The 16,511-nt window shown below is 70.1% G+C and carries 21 protein-coding genes; 9 read left to right on the top strand and 12 right to left on the bottom strand.

Going from position 1 to position 16,511, the window contains the following annotated elements:
* Positions 1-44: 44 nt before the first annotated feature.
* The gene (locus tag ACFVYA_RS21605; protein WP_387047351.1) at positions 45-653 is read left to right on the top strand and encodes an NUDIX domain-containing protein; all 609 of its coding nucleotides are present in this window, start codon (positions 45-47) and stop codon (positions 651-653) included.
* Between the two features lie 100 nt (positions 654-753).
* On the opposite strand, the gene ACFVYA_RS21600 is transcribed toward ACFVYA_RS21605, so the two are convergent.
* From ACFVYA_RS21600 to ACFVYA_RS21590, 3 genes are all read right to left on the bottom strand, one after another.
* The gene (locus ACFVYA_RS21600; protein ID WP_003081521.1) at positions 754-1,101 is read right to left on the bottom strand and encodes an RNA polymerase-binding protein RbpA; all 348 of its coding nucleotides are present in this window, start codon (positions 1,099-1,101) and stop codon (positions 754-756) included.
* Between the two features lie 228 nt (positions 1,102-1,329).
* Positions 1,330-2,091 (bottom strand): thymidine kinase, encoded by a 762-nt coding sequence (locus ACFVYA_RS21595; RefSeq protein WP_387047348.1) that lies wholly within the window; start codon positions 2,089-2,091, stop codon positions 1,330-1,332.
* Positions 2,092-2,112: 21 nt separating this feature from the next.
* On the bottom strand, positions 2,113-3,513 hold the full coding sequence (locus ACFVYA_RS21590; protein WP_387047346.1) for an MFS transporter: 1,401 nt from the start codon (positions 3,511-3,513) through the stop codon (positions 2,113-2,115).
* A gap of 243 nt (positions 3,514-3,756) precedes the next feature.
* On the opposite strand from ACFVYA_RS21590, the gene ACFVYA_RS21585 reads away from it, so the two are divergent.
* A complete protein-coding gene (locus tag ACFVYA_RS21585; protein ID WP_285991783.1) occupies positions 3,757-4,425 on the top strand; it encodes a transglycosylase family protein in 669 nt (222 codons plus the stop codon).
* Between the two features lie 3 nt (positions 4,426-4,428).
* Here ACFVYA_RS21585 and ACFVYA_RS21580 read toward each other — a convergent pair whose 3' ends face one another.
* Positions 4,429-5,220, bottom strand: coding sequence for a glycerophosphodiester phosphodiesterase (locus ACFVYA_RS21580; RefSeq protein WP_387047344.1), 792 nt, complete (start codon positions 5,218-5,220; stop codon positions 4,429-4,431).
* A 66-nt stretch (positions 5,221-5,286) separates the two neighbouring features.
* Between ACFVYA_RS21580 and ACFVYA_RS21575 the strand changes: the two genes are divergently transcribed.
* Positions 5,287-5,667: a hypothetical protein gene (locus ACFVYA_RS21575; RefSeq protein ID WP_285991781.1), complete on the top strand. Its 381-nt coding sequence runs from the start codon at positions 5,287-5,289 to the stop codon at positions 5,665-5,667.
* A gap of 108 nt (positions 5,668-5,775) precedes the next feature.
* Here the strand turns inward: ACFVYA_RS21575 and ACFVYA_RS21570 are convergent, their stop codons facing one another.
* The 5 genes from ACFVYA_RS21570 to ACFVYA_RS21550 form a co-directional block, all read right to left on the bottom strand.
* Entirely contained in the window at positions 5,776-6,756 is a 981-nt protein-coding gene (locus ACFVYA_RS21570; protein ID WP_285991780.1) for a tyrosine-type recombinase/integrase, read from the bottom strand.
* A gap of 546 nt (positions 6,757-7,302) precedes the next feature.
* Positions 7,303-7,743: an SRPBCC domain-containing protein gene (locus ACFVYA_RS21565; RefSeq protein ID WP_387047341.1), complete on the bottom strand. Its 441-nt coding sequence runs from the start codon at positions 7,741-7,743 to the stop codon at positions 7,303-7,305.
* 2 nt (positions 7,744-7,745) lie between these two features.
* On the bottom strand, positions 7,746-8,090 hold the full coding sequence (locus ACFVYA_RS21560) for an ArsR/SmtB family transcription factor (RefSeq protein ID WP_387047339.1): 345 nt from the start codon (positions 8,088-8,090) through the stop codon (positions 7,746-7,748).
* Complete coding sequence (locus ACFVYA_RS21555) at positions 8,087-8,533, bottom strand: SRPBCC domain-containing protein (RefSeq protein ID WP_387047337.1); 447 nt, start codon at positions 8,531-8,533, stop codon at positions 8,087-8,089. The genes ACFVYA_RS21560 and ACFVYA_RS21555 overlap by 4 nt, the downstream gene beginning before the upstream one ends.
* A 31-nt stretch (positions 8,534-8,564) precedes the next feature.
* Positions 8,565-9,080 carry a GNAT family N-acetyltransferase gene (locus tag ACFVYA_RS21550; RefSeq protein WP_387047376.1) on the bottom strand — a complete coding sequence of 172 codons (516 nt, stop codon included), beginning with the start codon at positions 9,078-9,080 and terminating at the stop codon, positions 8,565-8,567.
* A 46-nt stretch (positions 9,081-9,126) separates the two neighbouring features.
* Here ACFVYA_RS21550 and ACFVYA_RS21545 point away from each other — a divergent pair, with 46 nt between their 5' ends.
* The gene (locus ACFVYA_RS21545) at positions 9,127-9,690 is read left to right on the top strand and encodes a helix-turn-helix domain-containing protein (RefSeq protein ID WP_387047335.1); all 564 of its coding nucleotides are present in this window, start codon (positions 9,127-9,129) and stop codon (positions 9,688-9,690) included.
* On the opposite strand, the gene ACFVYA_RS21540 is transcribed toward ACFVYA_RS21545, so the two are convergent.
* Positions 9,691-10,299: a TetR/AcrR family transcriptional regulator gene (locus ACFVYA_RS21540; RefSeq protein WP_387047333.1), complete on the bottom strand. Its 609-nt coding sequence runs from the start codon at positions 10,297-10,299 to the stop codon at positions 9,691-9,693.
* 22 nt (positions 10,300-10,321) lie between these two features.
* On the opposite strand from ACFVYA_RS21540, the gene ACFVYA_RS21535 reads away from it, so the two are divergent.
* From ACFVYA_RS21535 to ACFVYA_RS21520, 4 genes are read left to right on the top strand one after another with little or no spacing between them, the layout of a single operon-like run.
* Positions 10,322-10,777: an SRPBCC family protein gene (locus ACFVYA_RS21535; RefSeq protein ID WP_387047331.1), complete on the top strand. Its 456-nt coding sequence runs from the start codon at positions 10,322-10,324 to the stop codon at positions 10,775-10,777.
* A gap of 33 nt (positions 10,778-10,810) precedes the next feature.
* A complete protein-coding gene (locus ACFVYA_RS21530; RefSeq protein WP_387047329.1) occupies positions 10,811-11,416 on the top strand; it encodes a TetR/AcrR family transcriptional regulator in 606 nt (201 codons plus the stop codon).
* A complete protein-coding gene (locus ACFVYA_RS21525; RefSeq protein WP_387047327.1) occupies positions 11,400-13,031 on the top strand; it encodes an acyl-CoA dehydrogenase family protein in 1,632 nt (543 codons plus the stop codon). Before ACFVYA_RS21530 ends, ACFVYA_RS21525 begins: the two co-directional genes overlap by 17 nt.
* Positions 13,032-13,090: 59 nt before the next feature.
* Positions 13,091-13,870: a transposase family protein gene (locus ACFVYA_RS21520; RefSeq protein WP_387047325.1), complete on the top strand. Its 780-nt coding sequence runs from the start codon at positions 13,091-13,093 to the stop codon at positions 13,868-13,870.
* 47 nt (positions 13,871-13,917) lie between these two features.
* Here ACFVYA_RS21520 and ACFVYA_RS21515 read toward each other — a convergent pair whose 3' ends face one another.
* Both ACFVYA_RS21515 and ACFVYA_RS21510 read right to left on the bottom strand, forming a co-directional pair.
* A complete protein-coding gene (locus tag ACFVYA_RS21515) occupies positions 13,918-14,412 on the bottom strand; it encodes a pyridoxamine 5'-phosphate oxidase family protein (protein WP_387047323.1) in 495 nt (164 codons plus the stop codon).
* 93 nt (positions 14,413-14,505) lie between these two features.
* Complete coding sequence (locus ACFVYA_RS21510; protein WP_387047321.1) at positions 14,506-15,039, bottom strand: TetR/AcrR family transcriptional regulator; 534 nt, start codon at positions 15,037-15,039, stop codon at positions 14,506-14,508.
* A gap of 77 nt (positions 15,040-15,116) precedes the next feature.
* On the opposite strand from ACFVYA_RS21510, the gene ACFVYA_RS21505 reads away from it, so the two are divergent.
* Positions 15,117-16,328, top strand: coding sequence for an FAD-dependent monooxygenase (locus tag ACFVYA_RS21505; protein WP_387047319.1), 1,212 nt, complete (start codon positions 15,117-15,119; stop codon positions 16,326-16,328).
* The last annotated feature ends 183 nt before the right edge of the window (positions 16,329-16,511 follow it).

Below are 16,511 nucleotides of genomic sequence, written 5' to 3'. Positions count from 1 at the left end.
GTTCCTCCTTGTTTCTTCCGAGTCATGCACATTATGGTCGGGGCATGACCTCTTCGACAAGCCTGACCCGCAACCCGCGGGTCCGGGTCACCGACGTGGAGCTGCTCTCGTCGGCCTGGTACGTGCTGCGCCGCACCACGTTCGACTACCAGCACGGCGACGGCCGCTGGACGACCGAACAGCGCGAGACCTACGACCGCGGCAACGGCGCCACGGTGCTGCTCTACGACCTCGAGGGCGGCACCGTCCTGCTGACCCGCCAGTTCCGCTACCCCGTCTACGTCAACGACCACCCGGACGGCATGTTCGTGGAGACCACGGCCGGCCTGCTGGACACCGACGACCCGGAAACGGCGATCCGGCGGGAGGCGGAGGAGGAGACCGGCGTGCGGATCGGCGCGCTGCAGCACGTGTTCGACGTCTACACGAGCCCGGGCTCGGTGACCGAACGCCTGCACTGCTACGCGGCACCCTACGACCCCGCCGACCGCGGCGAAGGCGGCGGCATCGCGGAGGAGGGCGAAGACATCGAGGTCCTCGAGCTCCCGTTCACCAAGGCCCTGGCCATGATCGGAACCGGCGAGATCGCGGACGCCAAGACGATCATGCTCCTGCAGTGGGCCGCCCTGCACGGCCCCTTCCGCGGCCTCTGACCCCCACTCCGCGGGCATGCGAAAGGCCCCCGCAGGGGGAGGTCGCGGGGGCCTTTCCGTTGTGGTGGGAGCTTTGGCTACGAGGCCGAAGCCGGGAGGATCACGCCGACCGGGAGGTGCGGCGGCCCTTCAGCTCGGCGAGACGTTCGTTGAGCAGGTCCTCGAGCTCGGGGATCGTGCGCCGCTCGAGCAGCATGTCCCAGTGGGTGCGCGGCGGCTTGACCTTCTTCTGCTCGGGTTGCCCACCATCGACGATCTCCGATTCGCTGCCGTGCAGGCGGCACTCCCAGACCGTCGGGATCTCGGCGTCGTCGGAGAACGGCACCTCGAACTCGTGGTTCTTCGGGCAGGCGTAGCGCACGGTGCGGCGTGGGGCGAGGTCGTGGTTGCGGTCGGTCTCGTAGCTGACCGCTCCCAGCCGGCTTCCACGAAGAACACGGTCGGCCATGATGGGGGTCCTTTCAGTCAGCTCCGGGGTGGAGCCAGGGGTGTTGCTCACCCTATGCAACGACCCGGGGGCCCGGAGGATTCCCGGACCACCATGTCGTTGCTCACGATGAGCTGCGTCACCCGCCTGCAACAGCTTCCACTAGTAGGAGGCATTTCGCGCTCCGGCGTGACGTCAATACGGCCTTCTTAGTGCTGATATCCCCCGGATGGGCTACTTGGGTCTCGCTCAGGTCAACCGTAACTGACCGTGATGGGCAGTAACCGGCCCCAGGTCACCCGATCGAAAGTGGCGGCGACACAATACCTGATAACGCACAGTAGCGAATTCGGCCTCAAAACGTGCTGAAGCTGAAGTTTCAACTACGGATTGTTCGGTATCTGCCACCACGACGGTATCGCCCTCGCGCACCACCACGCCGTCGACCACCCGCGCGTTGAACCGCCCGGGCAGCCCGCACCAGCACAACACCTCCACCTGAACCGGCTGCAACTCGTCCGCCAGTTCGAACAGACGAGCGGCCCCCGGGAACAACCGGCTCCGGAAGTCCGTCGCGATCCCGAAGCAGTAGACGTCGATCTCGACCTCGTCGGCCAGCTCCGCCAGCTGATCGACCTGACCGGGGGAGAGGAACTGCGCCTCGTCCACCACGACGTAGTCCACGTGCCGGCCCTGCGCCCACTCCTGCCGCACCAGGTCACGCACGTCGGTGTCCTCACCGACCTCCACCGCCTGCCGGGTCAGCCCGATCCGGCTGGAGATCTGCGGCGCACCCGACCGGTCGTGACGCACCAGCACCAGCCCCCGGCGGCCCTGCCGCGCGTGGTTGTGGTCGATCTGCAGCGCCAGGGTCGACTTCCCGCAGTCCATCGGCCCGTAGCAGAACTTCAGCCTGCCCACCGGCGGCGTCCCACGGCGCGAACCGGCCGCGGGAACCGACGACAGGGCATCGGTGGGATCAGGGCCGGCGGCGTCGTTCAGCAAGGTCACGACGCCCGACCCTATCGGTGGCTACAGAACCTCCGGCGGACGGTTGCCCGCCGCCACGATCGCCCGCCGCACCGGCACCAGCCACACCAGCACCAGCCCCGCCACGAAGAAGATCACCAGCGCCACGATGGCCAGCCGGAACGACCCCGTCGCCTGCCCGACCCCGGCGAACACCAGCGGCCCCAGCCACGACGTCCCACGCTCACCCACGACGTAGAGCGAGTAGTACTGCGCGTCCTTGCCCGCCGGGATCATCTGGCTGAACAGCGACCGCGACAGCGCGTTCGTCCCGCCCAGCACCAGCCCGATCCCCACCGCCACCGCGAGGAACTGCAGCATCTGCCGCGGCTGCACGAAATACGCCCCGGCCAGCACCACGATCCACAGCACCAGGCTGCCCAGGATCGTCCGCTTCGCCCCGATCCGCCGCGCCACCAGCCCGTGCACCGTGCCGCCCAGGTACGCCACGAACTGGATCACCAGGATCGTGACGATCAACACCTCGTTGCCGAACCTCAGCTCGTCCTTGCCGTACTGCGCCGACACCGTCACCACCGTGTTGATCCCGTCGGTGAAGACCAGGTAGCTGCCCAGGAACGCCAGCGTCAACGGGTACGCCTTCGCCGCCACCAGCGTCTGCCGCAGCTCCGTGAACCCCGCCCGCAGCACCGAACGCCCCGGCGCGACGTCGACCGGCACGTGCCGGCGGGGGAGCGCCCGCACCGCGGGGAAGGTGAACGCCGCCCACCACAACCCCGAGGTCAGGAAGCAGATCTGCACCGCCAGGTCCTTGTCCACCCCGAACAGGTCGTGCTTCAGGTAGAGCACCAGCTGCAACGTCAGCGCCAGCCCGCCACCCAGGTACCCGAACGCCCAGCCCTTCGCCGAAATGCCGTCTCGCTCGTCCGGCCCCCCGATGTCGACCAGGAACGAGTAGTAGACGACCAGCGAACCCCCGTAGCCGATGTTCGCCACGATGAACAGCACCGCACCCAGCTGCCAGGCCGACCCCGAGAAGAAGAACATCGCCGCCGCGGCCGCCGCACCCAGGAACGCGAACCCACCGAGGATCCGCCGCTTGTTGTGACTCCGATCGGCCACCGCGCCGGCGATCGGCAGCACCAGCACCTGCACCACCGTCGCCACCGACAGCAGGTAACCCCACACCGAACCGGCCGGGAAGTGCAACCCCAGCAACGTCACGTCGCAGTTGTGCAGCGTGTCCGTCTCACCCGCCGCGTTCAGGCACGCACGGTCCCCGTTAAGGGTGATGTTCGCCCGCGCGTCCGCCGCCGCGATCGGGCTCATCGACAGCGCCCCGAACACCGTCGTCGTCGACGAATAGAACGGCGAATTCGCCCAGTCGTAGAAATACCAGCCCCAGCGCTCGCGCCTGGTCGAGCGCGTCCCGGCCAGCGTCATCCACGGCTCCTTCACTCAAGAACTTCCAGGTCAGCGCGGAGACTACGGGGACACCACGACCCCCGAGAACGCACCACCGAAACCGTGTCCGGTTTGTCGCTTCGTGATCATCCACCGCCCCCGCGGACCACCCCGTCCACGCTCCACAGCCGGTCTCGAGGGGCACCGAACGGTGTTACCCATGGGGCTCACGCGCCCGCTGTGTCTGTTGTGGTACCCGGGACACGCTCCTACTGTGCTCCCATGATCCAGAACCGCCCACGGACCGTGACGAGACTCCTGCTCCTCGCGATCGCCACCACGGTTCTGCCCCTCACCACCCCCGCCGCCGCCTCCGCGGACCCCGCGTCGAGCGCCTGGGCCAAACTCCGCATGTGCGAGTCGAGCAACCGCTACGCCACCAACACCGGCAACGGCTACTACGGCGCCTACCAGTTCGACCTGCCCACCTGGCGCAGCGTCGGCGGCCAAGGACGCCCCGACCAGGCCACCCCTGCCGAACAGGACTACCGCGCCCTCTACCTCTACCGCATGCGCGGCTGGCAACCCTGGCAGTGCGCCGGCATGCTCAACCTCGCCGCCGACGCCGACGCCCGCAGCAAACGCGTTCCCAGCTACACCGAATCCGCCTACATCGGCGGGGGAGGCCTGCCCACCCCGCCGCCCGGCCCCGGCGGCCCCAAACCCGCCTGGCCCGGCGTCGTCTACCGCTACGGCGACTGCGCCGACGCCCTCAAGACCTTCCAGCTCCGCATGAACGCCTTCGGCTACGGCTTCACCGGCACCGGCTGCTACCTCGACAAGACCCGCACCGCCGTCCTCGACCTCCAACGCGCCAACGGCATCAACGACAGCGGCCTCCTCGGCCCCAAGACCTGGGAAGCCGCCTGGACCGGCAAACCACCCCGCTGACGCTCACGGCTCCTGCGACCGCCGCCACGCACCCCGCTCGATCAGCACCTCACGCAGCAGATCCGGCCGATCCGTCACGATCCCGTGCACCCCGAGATCCAGCAGCATCCGCATCTCCGCCGGATCGTCGATCGTCCACGTGTGCACCTCGACACCCGAACGCCCGGCGATCGACACGAACGCCTTGTCCACCACCCGCAACGCCCCCTGCCGCACCGGCACCTGCGCCATCGCCCCCAGCACCAGCCGCCCCAGCGGCAGCAACGGCAACCGGCCCCGCACCCACAACGCGAACGCCGACCGCGGCCCCATCGCCGTCACCAGCCGCGGCCCCGCCAGCTTCCGCAACCGCACCAGCCGCGCGTCCGAAAACGCCGCCCCCGCCACCCGGTCGAACGCCCCCGTCCGCTCCAGCACCCGTACGAACGGCTCCACCGCCCGATCGGCCTTCACATCCACGTTGAACCGCGCGTCCGGCAGTTCCTCGAGGACGTCCTCCAACCGCGACAGCCCAGCCTTCCCGCCCACCTTGACGTTCTTCAACTGCTCCCACGTCTGCGCCGCGATCGGCCCGGAACCGTCCGTGGTCCGGTCCAGATCCGGATCGTGGTGCACCACCACCACACCGTCCGCCGTCGCGTGCACATCCGTCTCGAGGTACCGGTACCCCTCCGCACACGCCCGCTTGAACGCCGGCAACGAGTTCTCCAGCCCCTCGAGCTCACCGAGGTGCCACCCCCGGTGGGCGAAGGCACGGGGGACCGGATCAGCCAGGTACGGGAACGACGCGCGCATCCTCCAAGTGTGCCCTTCCGCCATGACCCCGGCATGAGCAAACAGTGGCCAGCTAGGGTCTCCCGGGTGAGGGAAGCCGCCGAACTGACCCAGCCGACCACGATCGAACTCGCCCCGGCCCGCCGAGGCGCCCCCAAGCACTGCGGCTGGTGCGGACGACGCCTCCCCGAAGGCGGCAACGTCGGCCGCCGCCGCCGCTACTGCGGCCAATCCTGCCGCCAGCGCGCCTACGAACGCCGCACCGCACTGCAGCGGAGCGGGCTCCCCGAAGACGCCGTGGTCCTGTCCGACACCGAGATCGCGGCCCTGCAAGACCGCCTCTTCCAGCTCCGCTGCGCGGCCGAGGACATCGTCACCGCCGCCGACGACGGAGCCGACGCCCGCGAGCTGCGCGGGCTCGCCGAGGAAATCGCCCGCGCGGCCAAGGACCTCGAACAACTCCGCTGACGCCCGTACCGGCACGGACGACACGCGCACCCAGGCGGACGACACGACCGGGCCGGTGCCCAGGTGTCGTGTCGTCCGTTCAAGTACGCGTGTCGTCCATCGGGGCACTCAGCCAAGACCATCCAGCGCCCGGTATGTCCGGTTGCTCGCCGCCGCCGCACGCTGCTCCCGGCCCGTCGCCTCGATGTAGTTCTGGCTCGTCGCCAAGCTCGCGTGCCCCAGCAACGCCATGATCTCCGACGCCGTCGCCCCGTCCTCCGCCAACCGCGTCGCGAACGTGTGCCGCAACGCGTGCAGATTCGCCCCCACCGGCACCCGATCGTGCAACCCCGCACCCCGATAACACGACTTCACCAGGTACTCCAGCGCACCTCGCCCGATCGGCTCACCCGCCCGGTCCAGCAGCAACGGCGAACCAGGGGAGAACCGCACGTTCGGGAACCGCACCCGGCACGACTCCCGATACCGCTCGATCAGCTCCGCCAGCACCGGCTGCACCGGAATCGACCGGTCCCGGCTGCCCTTGCCCTTCACGTGCAACCGCAGCTCACCCGCGCGCCCCACCAGCGACCGCGCCGACAACGCCCGCATCTCCGCCGCCCGCAACCCCGCCACCAGCCCCAGCGCGATCACCAGCACGTCCCGCTCCGGCCACGGATCCCGCGCGCGCCGCGAACCCGCGGCCGCCGCCGACAGCAGCTGTTCCGGGGTTTCCTCGCCCCGCAACGGCTTCGGCGTCAACGCCGGCGTCCGTGGCCGCGCCACCGCCCCCATCGGATTGCCCGCCAGCAGCCCGTCGGCCACGCAGAACGTGAGGAACTGGTTCCACGTCGACCACGCCCGCAGCACCGAGCTCTTCGCGTGCCCGTCCGCGAACGCCCCGAACGCCGACCGCAGCGCCGGCCCGGTGAGGTCGGCGACCTCCAGGTCCTCGGCCGGCCGGCCGAGCTCCGAAACCAGGAGAGTGGTGATACCGGCGAGATCCCGGCGGTAGGCGTCGGTGGTGTGCGGAGAGTCCTTGCGGGGGCGACGGGCGGCGAAGAAGGCTTGCTGGGCCTCGGAAACCTTCATGTGGATCTTGTACCGCACGCCACCGACAGTTTCCGCGGCCGGGCCTGATCCCGGCATTTCATGCATAATGGCAATTATGCATGAAATGCCGGTGTGACCCAGGATCTTCCCCCTGGGGGACACGGAACTCTCCGAATCGCCGTTCCCGGCCGTCGGACGCCCTCGTGCTCCCATTGCGGGGCATGCGTACACATGTTCGATACCGGCTCGCAGGGAGCCGAGGCGGCCATCGGAGCCCGTGGCGCGAATCAGGCGTCGCCAACCGTGCCGCAGGACAACTCCGGCGCGACCAAACCCCAGTCAGTTTCGTCACCGTGACGTTTTGAGGTCAGGTGACCGGACCTCGGGTTCATGCCTCTCAGGGGATGCTCTCGGGCCCCTTGGGGGCTCGAGTCGGGCAACCGCCGACTGGGTGGGTCGACGAAACCCGCACAGGAGCCGTCCTGACGAAGCGAACGCTCTCACAACCTCCGACACAAGGCCCGATCCCGGATTCGGCACCCCTCCCAGCCTTCCGGCCAGCGTGTCACCAAGTGCCGATAATGTACATTATGTCAAGTAACGTCAGTGCCAGTCGCTGATCATCACGTCCCTCGGTGCCGGGGCGCCCTCCCCGGTCTCCACGAGCTGCTTGAGGCTCATCAGGTAGGTCGCCCACTTCGTGCTGCAGTGGTGCATGAACTCGCCCGCCTCGCGCCAGCCTTCGTGCTTGAACAGGACGATCGTGTAGTCGCTGCGCTGCTCGAGCTCCCAGCGGATCGTCGTGCCGATCCACTCCGGTGGCCCGTCGACGACTTCCCAGCGGACGAGCCGGCCCGGCTCGAGTTCGAGGACCTTCATGTCGAAGCCGCCCGGGATGAAGCGGAAGGCGATGACGCCGCCGGGTTCGGTGTCCCCCACGGTCTTCTCGGTCCACCAGGCGGCCAGGCCGTCGATCGTGGTGATCGCGGCGTAGACCTGGTCCGGGGTGGCGTTGTGGATGCCGATGCGGTGCAGGATGTCCATATCTACTGCTTCCTTTCGATGGTCTTCTCGATGGTTTCGGCGATGCGCTTGATGCGGCGGAGCCGGGCGTCCCAGGCGTTGCCGACGTCGGCGAGCTGGGCGACGGCGCGCGCGAGCTGGTCTTCGTCGACGCGGAACTGTTTTTCACGGCCGGCGCTGTGGGCGTGGACGAGGCCGGCGCGGTCGAGGACGGCGAGGTGTTTGGCGACGGCCTGGCGGGTCACGGGGAGGTGTTCGCTGAGGCTGGTCGCCGTGCCGCTCCCCTGGTTGAGCAGCAGGTCGAGCATCCGGCGCCGGGTGGGGTCGCCGATCGCGGACCAGAGGTCGTCGTCCACGGCGGTGGTCACCGGGTGGCTCCGACTTCGGCGGCGTAGGCGGGCAGGCGGGAGAGGAAGTGGTCCCAGCCGGAGGTGTGGTCGGCGTGTTCGGCGGCGATCTTGGCTTCGTTCCAGCCGCGTTCGCGGAAGCCGGTTTCGGTCATCCGGAGGCGGGTGCCGGTGCCGTCGGGTTCGAGTTCGAAGACGACGAGGAAGGAGTTGCCGGGAGCGGCGGTCTCCCCTTCGGCGTGGGTCCAGCGGAAGGAGAAGTGTTTCGGCGGGATGGCGTCGACGACGGTGAACTGGACCCAGGAGCCGCCGAAGCCGATGCGGCCCGCTCCCCCGGGTTCGGCGGGGTATTCGGCTTCGTCGGGCCACCATTCGCGGAGGTGTCCGGGGCTGCTGACGACGTCGAAGACGACGTCGGGGCGGGCGTCGATGTGGAGTTCCCGTTCGATGGTGCCGTGTTCCATGTGAGCTCCTTGTGCAACGTTCGGTTGCGTGTCACGTTAGCTCGCCGGGTGCAGATGTGCAACCGTCGGTTGCGCGAAGGTCTTTTTGGACCCAGGCGACGTCGCGCCAGGCGCCGTGTTTCCAGCCGACCCGGCGGTAGACGCCGGCGGGTTCGAACCCGAGGGCGCGGTGGAGTCCGGCGCTGGCGTCGTTCGGCAGGGTCATGCCGGCGAAGGCGCGGCAGAAGCCGCGTGCGCGTAGCCGCTCGAACAGTGCTTCGTAGAGGGCGCGTCCGGCGCCGGTGCGGCGGCGGCCTTGTTCGAGGTAGATGCTCGTTTCGCAGGACCAGCGGTAGGCGGCGCGTTCGGCGAAGCGGGTGGCGTAGGCGTATCCGGCGACGCGGCCGTGGTCTTCGTGGACGAGCCAGGCGTGGGCGCCGGCGATGCGGCGGGCCATTTCGGCGGTGCCGGGTGGTTCGGTTTCGAAGGAGATGGCGGTGTCGGTGACGTAGGGCGCGTAGAGGGCGGCACAGGCGGCGGCGTCCTCGGGGGTGGCGTCTCGGATCATCATGGCTCATATGGTAGCCACAGAGGCTCGTATAGTATCCAGTGTTATGACCGATCCCCTGACTGCTCGCCTGGCCGCCACGGTGCACGCCGCCCGGACGTCGCAAGGTCTCTCGGCCGCGGCACTCGCCGACCGTTCGGGGGTGTCGCGGGCGATGATCGGCAAGATCGAGCGGGGTGACGTGCAGCCGACGGCGGCGTTGCTGGCGAAGCTGTCGGCCGCGCTGGGCCTGACGTTGTCGGAGCTGATCGCGCGGGCCGAGGGTGACGAGCGCCGGCTGGTGCGGGCGGCGGAGCAGCCGGTGTGGGTGGATCCGGACACCGGGTACCGGCGGCGGTCGGTCTCCCCCGCGGCGGGCCATCCGCTGGAGCTGGTGGAGGTGGAACTGCCGCCGGGGGCCGAGGTGCCGTTGGCGTCGGGGACGTATGCGTTCCTGCACCAGCAGATCTGGGTGCTGGCGGGGCAGTTGCGCTTCCACGAGGGTGCGCAGGTGCACGAGCTGGCCGCCGGGGACTGCTTGCAGCTGGGGCCGGCGGCGGACTGTGTGTTCGCGAACCCGGGGCCGGTGCCGTGCCGGTATCTGGTGGCGCTGGTGAAGCGGGGGGTGTGATCAGGTGAGCCGCAGGGTGGCGACGGCGGAGTCGAGCCAGGCGGCGAGGAAGCGGTCCGGGGTGAGGTCGCCGGGGGTGTGTCCGATGAGGACGTCGAGGATCGGGTGGTAGGTCAGGGACGCGACGAGCACTGCGGCGGTGGCTTCCGGGTCGGTCACCGAAGCTCTCCCCTGGTCCCGCAGCGTGGTGATCCACTCGGTGCCGCGGCGGTAGACGGTGGCCAGGACGCCCTGCCACATCTTCTCGAACAGCTCCGGGAAGCCGGTGAATTCGCGGATCATCAGGCGGATGAGGTCGCGGTCGGCGGCCATGAAGGCCCAGACGACGTCGGCGAGCACGCGCAGCGCCTCGCGGGGGTCGTCGGGCAGCTGGGCGTCGGCGGTCGAAGCCGTGCGGGCGGCCAGGCGCGCGAGGTTGTCGTGCACGGCGGCTTCGAGGAGCGCGGCTTTGGACGGGAAGTGCTTGTAGAGGGCGCCGCTGCCGGGGCGGAGGCCGCAGGCGGTCTGGATGTCGGCGATGGAGGTGGCGTCGTAGCCGCGGGTGGCGAAGAGGCGGACGGCTTCGTCGAGGATGCGGCGGCGGGTGACACCGGGGGTTGTCCGAGCCATAGTGAGAAACTACTCTCTTTCTATGGTGGATGTGACCGTGGAAGAGACCGTGTCGTGCCCGCCGGACGCCTTCCTGGCGCTGGTCATGGATCCGCGGCGGTACGCGGAGGTCGATCGCAAGCTGGGCCGGATCGACTGGGTGCGTCGCGACGGCGACGTCACCGAGTTCCGGTTCCGTTCGGCGCTGCCCGGGCTGGGGCCGGGTCCGAAGGTCGTCTCCCGGATGACGCTGACGCCGGGCCGGCGGGTCGACGTCCGGCTGCCCGACCGGCCGGAGAACCGCTTGGCGCGCCGGGTGTCGACGTTCGAGGCGTCCTTCGAGTGCGAGCCGGTGGACGGCGGGATCCGGGTGCGGCGGCGGATCGCGTTCGGGTTTCCCGCTCCCCTGCGCTGGCTGGTCGAGCCGGTGCTGCGGCGCAAGCTGCGGGCCGACGTCGAGGCCGAGGTCCGGGGCGCGAAGCGGCTGCTCGAGCGTTGACTGAAGCAATGAATCGGTGCTTCACTTCTTGACGTGCCCTACCGCCGCACCCCGAAGGTGCAGGAACGCCTCGACGCCCAGCGCGAGACGATCATCGCCGCCGCGACGCGCCAGCTGGCCGAACACGGCTACAGCGGCTGCTCCGTCGCCGCGGTCGCCGAACGGGCCGGGGTCGCCGTCGGCAGCGTCTACCGGCACTTCCCCACCAAGGCCGACCTCGTCGTGCACGTGTTCCGGCAGGTCGTGACGCGGGAGGTCGAGGCGGTCCGGGCCGCCGCGGCGGGGGCGGGGGAACCGGCCGAGCGCGTCCTGGCCGCCGTCGACACGTTCGCCCAGCGGGCCCTCAAGGCGCCCAAGCAGGCCTATGCCCTGCTCATCGAGCCGGTCGACGCGCTCATCGACGCCGAGCGGCTGGAGTTCCGCCGGGCCTACACCGAGGTCATCGCCGAGCACGTCGCCGCCGGTGTCCGGGACGGCGTGCTCCCGCCCCAGGACGGCCGGCTCACCGCCGCCGCGCTGGTCGGCGCCGCGGCGGAAGTCCTGATCGGCCCGTTGACCAGCGGAAACGCTGGTGACGTCGCCGAGCTTCGCACGTTCATCCTTCGCGCTCTAGGAGGTTCCGATGCCCGCCACGCATGAGGTCACCAACCAGGTCCCGCCGCTGGCCGGCCACGACGTCGCCGAGGACCCGGCCCTGCTGGCCGGGCTCGAGCGCGCCGGTGCGGGCTGGGCGGCGGCGCAGCTGCACGAGCTGGGCCGGCTGGCCGGGACCGAGCAGGCGCAGGAGTGGGGCCGGCTGGTCAACGAGAACGAGCCGGTGCTGCGCACCCACGACCGGTACGGCCACCGGATCGACGAGGTCGAGTTCCACCCGTACTGGCACGAGCTGATGAAGGTCGCGACGGCGCACGGCCTGCACGGCACGCCGTGGCGGGACTCCCGCGAGGGCGCGCACGCGGCGCGGGCGGCGAAGTTCTACGTCTGGGGCCAGGTGGAAGCCGGGCACAGCTGCCCGATCTCGATGACCTACGCGGCGGTGCCGGCGTTGCGGGCGAACCCGGAGCTCGCGGCGCGGTACGAGCCGCTGCTGGCGGCGACCGAGTACGACTTCGGGCTGCGGGAGCCGAGCACCAAGCGCGGCCTGCTCGCGGGCATGTCGATGACCGAGAAGCAGGGCGGCTCGGACGTCCGGGCGAACACGACGACCGCGACACCGTCGGTGTCGTCATCGGACGGCAGCTACACCCTGGTCGGGCACAAGTGGTTCACCTCGGCGCCGATGTGCGACATGTTCCTGACGCTGGCTCAGGCACCGGGCGGGCTCTCCTGCTTCCTGCTCCCCCGCGTCCTGCCGGACGGCTCGCGCAACGGGATCCTCCTGCAGCGGCTGAAGGACAAGCTCGGCAACCGGTCGAACGCGTCGTCGGAGATCGAGTACGACCACGCCGTCGGCTGGCTGGTCGGCGAGGAGGGCCGCGGGGTCCGCACGATCATCGAGATGGTGAACAACACCCGGCTGGACTGCACGCTGGGCAGTGCGTCGGGCATGCGGCTGGGTGCGGTCCGCGCGGTGCACCACGCGACGCACCGGCACGCGTTCGGCAAGGCGCTGGTGGACCAGCCGCTGATGGCGAACGTCCTGGCCGACCTGGTGCTCGAGTCCGAGGCGGCGACGACGGTGGCGATGCGGCTGGCCGCGGCGGGCGACCGGCGGGACGACGCGCAGGAGCAGGCGTTCCGCCGGCTGGGGCTGGCGGTGTCGAAGTACTGGGTGTGCAAGCGGGCGCCGATGCACGCGGCCGAGGCCCTGGAGTGCTTCGGCGGCAACGGGTACGTCGAGGAGTCGGGGATGCCGCGGCTCTACCGGGAGGCGCCGCTGTCGTCGATCTGGGAGGGCTCGGGCAACGTCGCCGCGCTGGACGCGTTGCGCGCGATGGGCCGGCAGCCGGAGTCGGTCGCGGCGTTCTTCGCCGAAGTCGAGCAGGCCGCCGGCGGCGACGCCCGGCTGGACGACGCCGTGGACCGCGTTCGCAAGGAGCTGACCGATCTGGACGGCATCGAGTACCGGGCCCGGCGGCTGGTCGAGGCGATGGCGCTGGTGCTGCAGGGATCCCTGCTGGTCCGCCACGGCCACCCGGCGGTCGCGGACGCGTTCTGCGCATCCCGCTTCGGTGGCGACTGGGGCATCGCGTTCGGCACGCTCCCGGCCGGCGTCGACACGGGAGCGATCATCGAGCGCGCCGCGGTGCACTAAGGGATGTCTCGTAACCCCGATGTCGGGCTGACTGGCCGGTAGTTGATCATGTTGGTGTGGTGCAGGTGATCACAGCGTCGCGGCCGGAGTGGATTGCCCCGTTCACCGGGCTGGAACTGGGTCAGTTCCGCAAGCTGGTGCGGCTGGTCGCGAAGCGGGGCGGGGACGAGATCGCGGACGGGCGCCCGGGCCGGCAGTGGGCGTTGCCGCTGGCCGACCGGGTGTTGCTGGTCGCGACGTACTGGCGGACGAACCTGACGATGCGCCAGATCGGGCCGTTGTTCGGTGTGTCGCATTCCGCGGCGCACCGGGTGATCGACACGATCGGGCCACTGCTGGCGCTGGCGCCGGTCCGCAAGCGCCGGGTCGATGCGGTCGCGATCGTGGACGGCACCCTGGTCCCGACCCGGGATCACCGGCTGGCAACCCCGTCGAAGAACTACCGCTACTCCGCCAACGTGCAGATCGCGATCGACGCCGAGACCCGGCTGGTGATCGCCACCGGCGACCCCCGGCCGGGCAGCCGCAACGACTGCACCGTCTACCGCGACTCCGGCATCGCCGAACAGCTCGCCGGTCGGCCGGTCATGGCCGACGGTGGCTACCAAGGCAACCCCGAGGTCGTTATGCCGTACCGCAAACCCCGCGACGGCAGCGAGCTGCCGGACTGGAAAGAAGACCTCAACGCCACGCACCGCACGATCCGGGCTCGCGCCGAGCACGTGCTGGCCCGGATGAAAAACTTCAAGATCCTCCGCGACTACCGCCGCGCCGCGAGCACGCTCGCCGACACGGTCTCCGGAATCGCGAACCTGCACAACATCCTCCTCACCGACTGACCGCAACACCAGCCCCACCAACCACAACACCAGTTACGAGACATCCCTTAGCCGACCCGCTCGGCCCGCTGCTTGGCCAGTTCCTCGACCGCGCTGGGCAGGGTGGTTTCGAAGTCGATGAGCTTGGCCCACGTCGGGGTGATGACGATCCGGACCATGCCGTCGTAGAGCGAGCGCACCTCGCGTTCCCATTCGACCCGCTGCTCGGGGGTCATTTCGTAGCTGCCGTTCATCTGCAGGTACTCCTCCGGGATGCCGTCGACGACGTCGAGGTCCGCGCGGCCGCGGATGAGGAGCATCTTGGGCGGGTGCACCTCGGTGTCGATGGTCAGCGCGACGGCGGGGTTGGCCCGCAGGGACGGCAGTTTCCGGGCGTTCTTGGACGTGCACAGGACGATTTCCGAGCCGTTCCAGGTGAAGGCGATCGGGATGCTGCGCGGGGTGCCGTCCTGGGCGACGTAGGCGAGGCGGGTCAGGTCGCGGGCGAGCAGTTCACGGCTGAGTGGCTTGTCGAGCACCGCGGCGATGTCGTTCGGCTGCATGGTGGGCTCCTTCTCCGGGGCGGCCTTCGTGGCCGCCGACACCCCGGGGACGGAGCCGCCGGCGCGTTCTCGACACCCGCCGGCGAAACAACTTCAGCGGCCGAGGGCGTCGAGTGCGCCGGCGACCGCGGCGGCTTTGAGGTCGGCGACCGGGACGTCGGGGAACTGCATGCAGACGTCCTGCAGGCCGCCGAGCGCCAGGATGGCCCGGGCCTGCTGTTCGAGGGTCGGGGCCGGGCCGCAGATCAACTCGGTGAGCCGGGTCCGCCAGCCCAGGACGCGGTCGATGAGGCCGAGGTCGGCCAGGGTCGGCATCTCGGCCAGCAGCATGACGACGTCGGCGCGGTGCCGGTGGTTGAAGTCGAAGAAGCCTTCGATCAGCTCGCGCACCGGTGCGTCGCCGCGGGCTTCCTGGTGGAGGAGGAATTTCTCGCCGTCGTCGAGCAGTGGCTGGACGATGCTGCGGACCAGGTCTTCCCGGGACGGGAAGTGGTAGTAGAGCGCGGGTTTGGTGATGCCGAGCCGGTCGGCGATGTCCTGCAGGCTCGTGCGCTGGACGCCTTGGCTGGTGAACAGCTCGCGGGCCACATCGAGGATGCGCTGCTTGGTGGCGGAGGGCTTCGGCACGGGCCCAGCATAACTGACTTAACGATAGGTAAGGAACTGTGGTACAACTTACCTACCGTTAAGTCAGGGAGGTACTCATGCGGATCCTCATCTCCGGCGCCAGCATCGCCGGCCCAGTACTGGCGTACTGGCTCACCCGGTACGGCTTCGACGTCACCGTGGTCGAGCGCGCGCCGGCCCTGCGCAAGACCGGCGGCCACGCCGTCGACCTCTTCCGCCCGGCCATGGACATCACCGAACGGATGGGCGTGCTGCCCCGCGTCGAAACCCTCGCCACCGGCACGACCCGGATGACCGTGCACCGCGAAGGCAGCCACCGGCCCATCCGGGTGGACCTGACGAAGGTCTTCCAGGCCACCTCCGACCGGCACGTCGAGGTCATGCGCGACGACCTCAGCGAGATCTACTACGACGCCGGCCGCGACGACGTCGAGTACCTCTTCGGCGACTCGATCACCGGCATCTCCCCCGACGGCGAGGTCACCTTCGAGCACGCGCGGGCGCGCCGGTTCGACCTCGTCGTCGGCGCCGACGGGCTGCACTCGAACGTCCGGCGCCTGGTGTTCGGGGAAGAGGCCGGGCTGACGACGTTCATCGGCGCGTACCTGGCGGTGCTCTCCCTGCCGGACGCCCTCGGTCTCGACGGTGAAGCGGTCACCCACCTCGGTGCCGGCCGCACCGCCTCGATCTACAGCGCCCGGCACCTGGACGAGGCACGCGCGGTGTTCCTGTTCCGCCGCGAGGAGCCACTCGACTACCACCACCGCGACGTCCCACGGCAGAAGGAGCTGCTGCGCGAGGCCTTCGCCGGGATGCACCCGCAGGTCGACGGCTGGCTGGCCGGGCTCGACGGGGCCGGTCCGTTCTACTTCGACTCCATCACCCAGCTGCGGCTGGACACGTGGTCCCGCGGCCGCGTGACGCTCGTCGGCGACGCCGGCTACTGCCCCGGCCCGGCCGTCGGGGGAAGCACGAGCCTCGCGGTGCTCGGCGCATACGTCCTGGCCGGCGAGCTGGCCGCGGCGAACGGGGACCACGAACGCGCCTTCGCCGCCTACGAGCGCGAGATGGGCGAGCTGGTGCGCCGCAGCCGCGCCTTCGCCGCCGGCGCGGCGCGCAGCCTGATCCCGGCTTCGCGCGCCGGGGTGTGGGCGCTGGCCCGAGGCGGCCAGCTGGTCTCGGCGCTGCCGGCCGGGGTGACGCGCGCGATCGCGAAGCTCAACACCGGCGGCGTGCGCATGCACGATGCGATGCAGGTCAAGGACTACACGGTGAAGACGTCGGCCTGACGCTGGAGGGGACCCCGTGGTTGGAGCCCCCTCCAGCTTCGACAGCGGGGTTATCGGTCACCGGCGGAAACCGGGCGGGGGGGGGGGGGGGGGGCCCCCCCCCCCCCCCCCCCCCCCCCCCCCCCCCCCCCCCCCGCCCGGGCCGCGGGCGAACAGCAAGACACGCCATACACACGAAGAAAG

This window comes from Amycolatopsis sp. NPDC058278 (assembly GCF_042881395.1).
GTDB lineage: Bacteria > Actinomycetota > Actinomycetes > Mycobacteriales > Pseudonocardiaceae > Amycolatopsis.
Note: the sequence above shows the minus strand (reverse complement) of the source record. Positions and strands in the feature narration are given on the sequence as shown.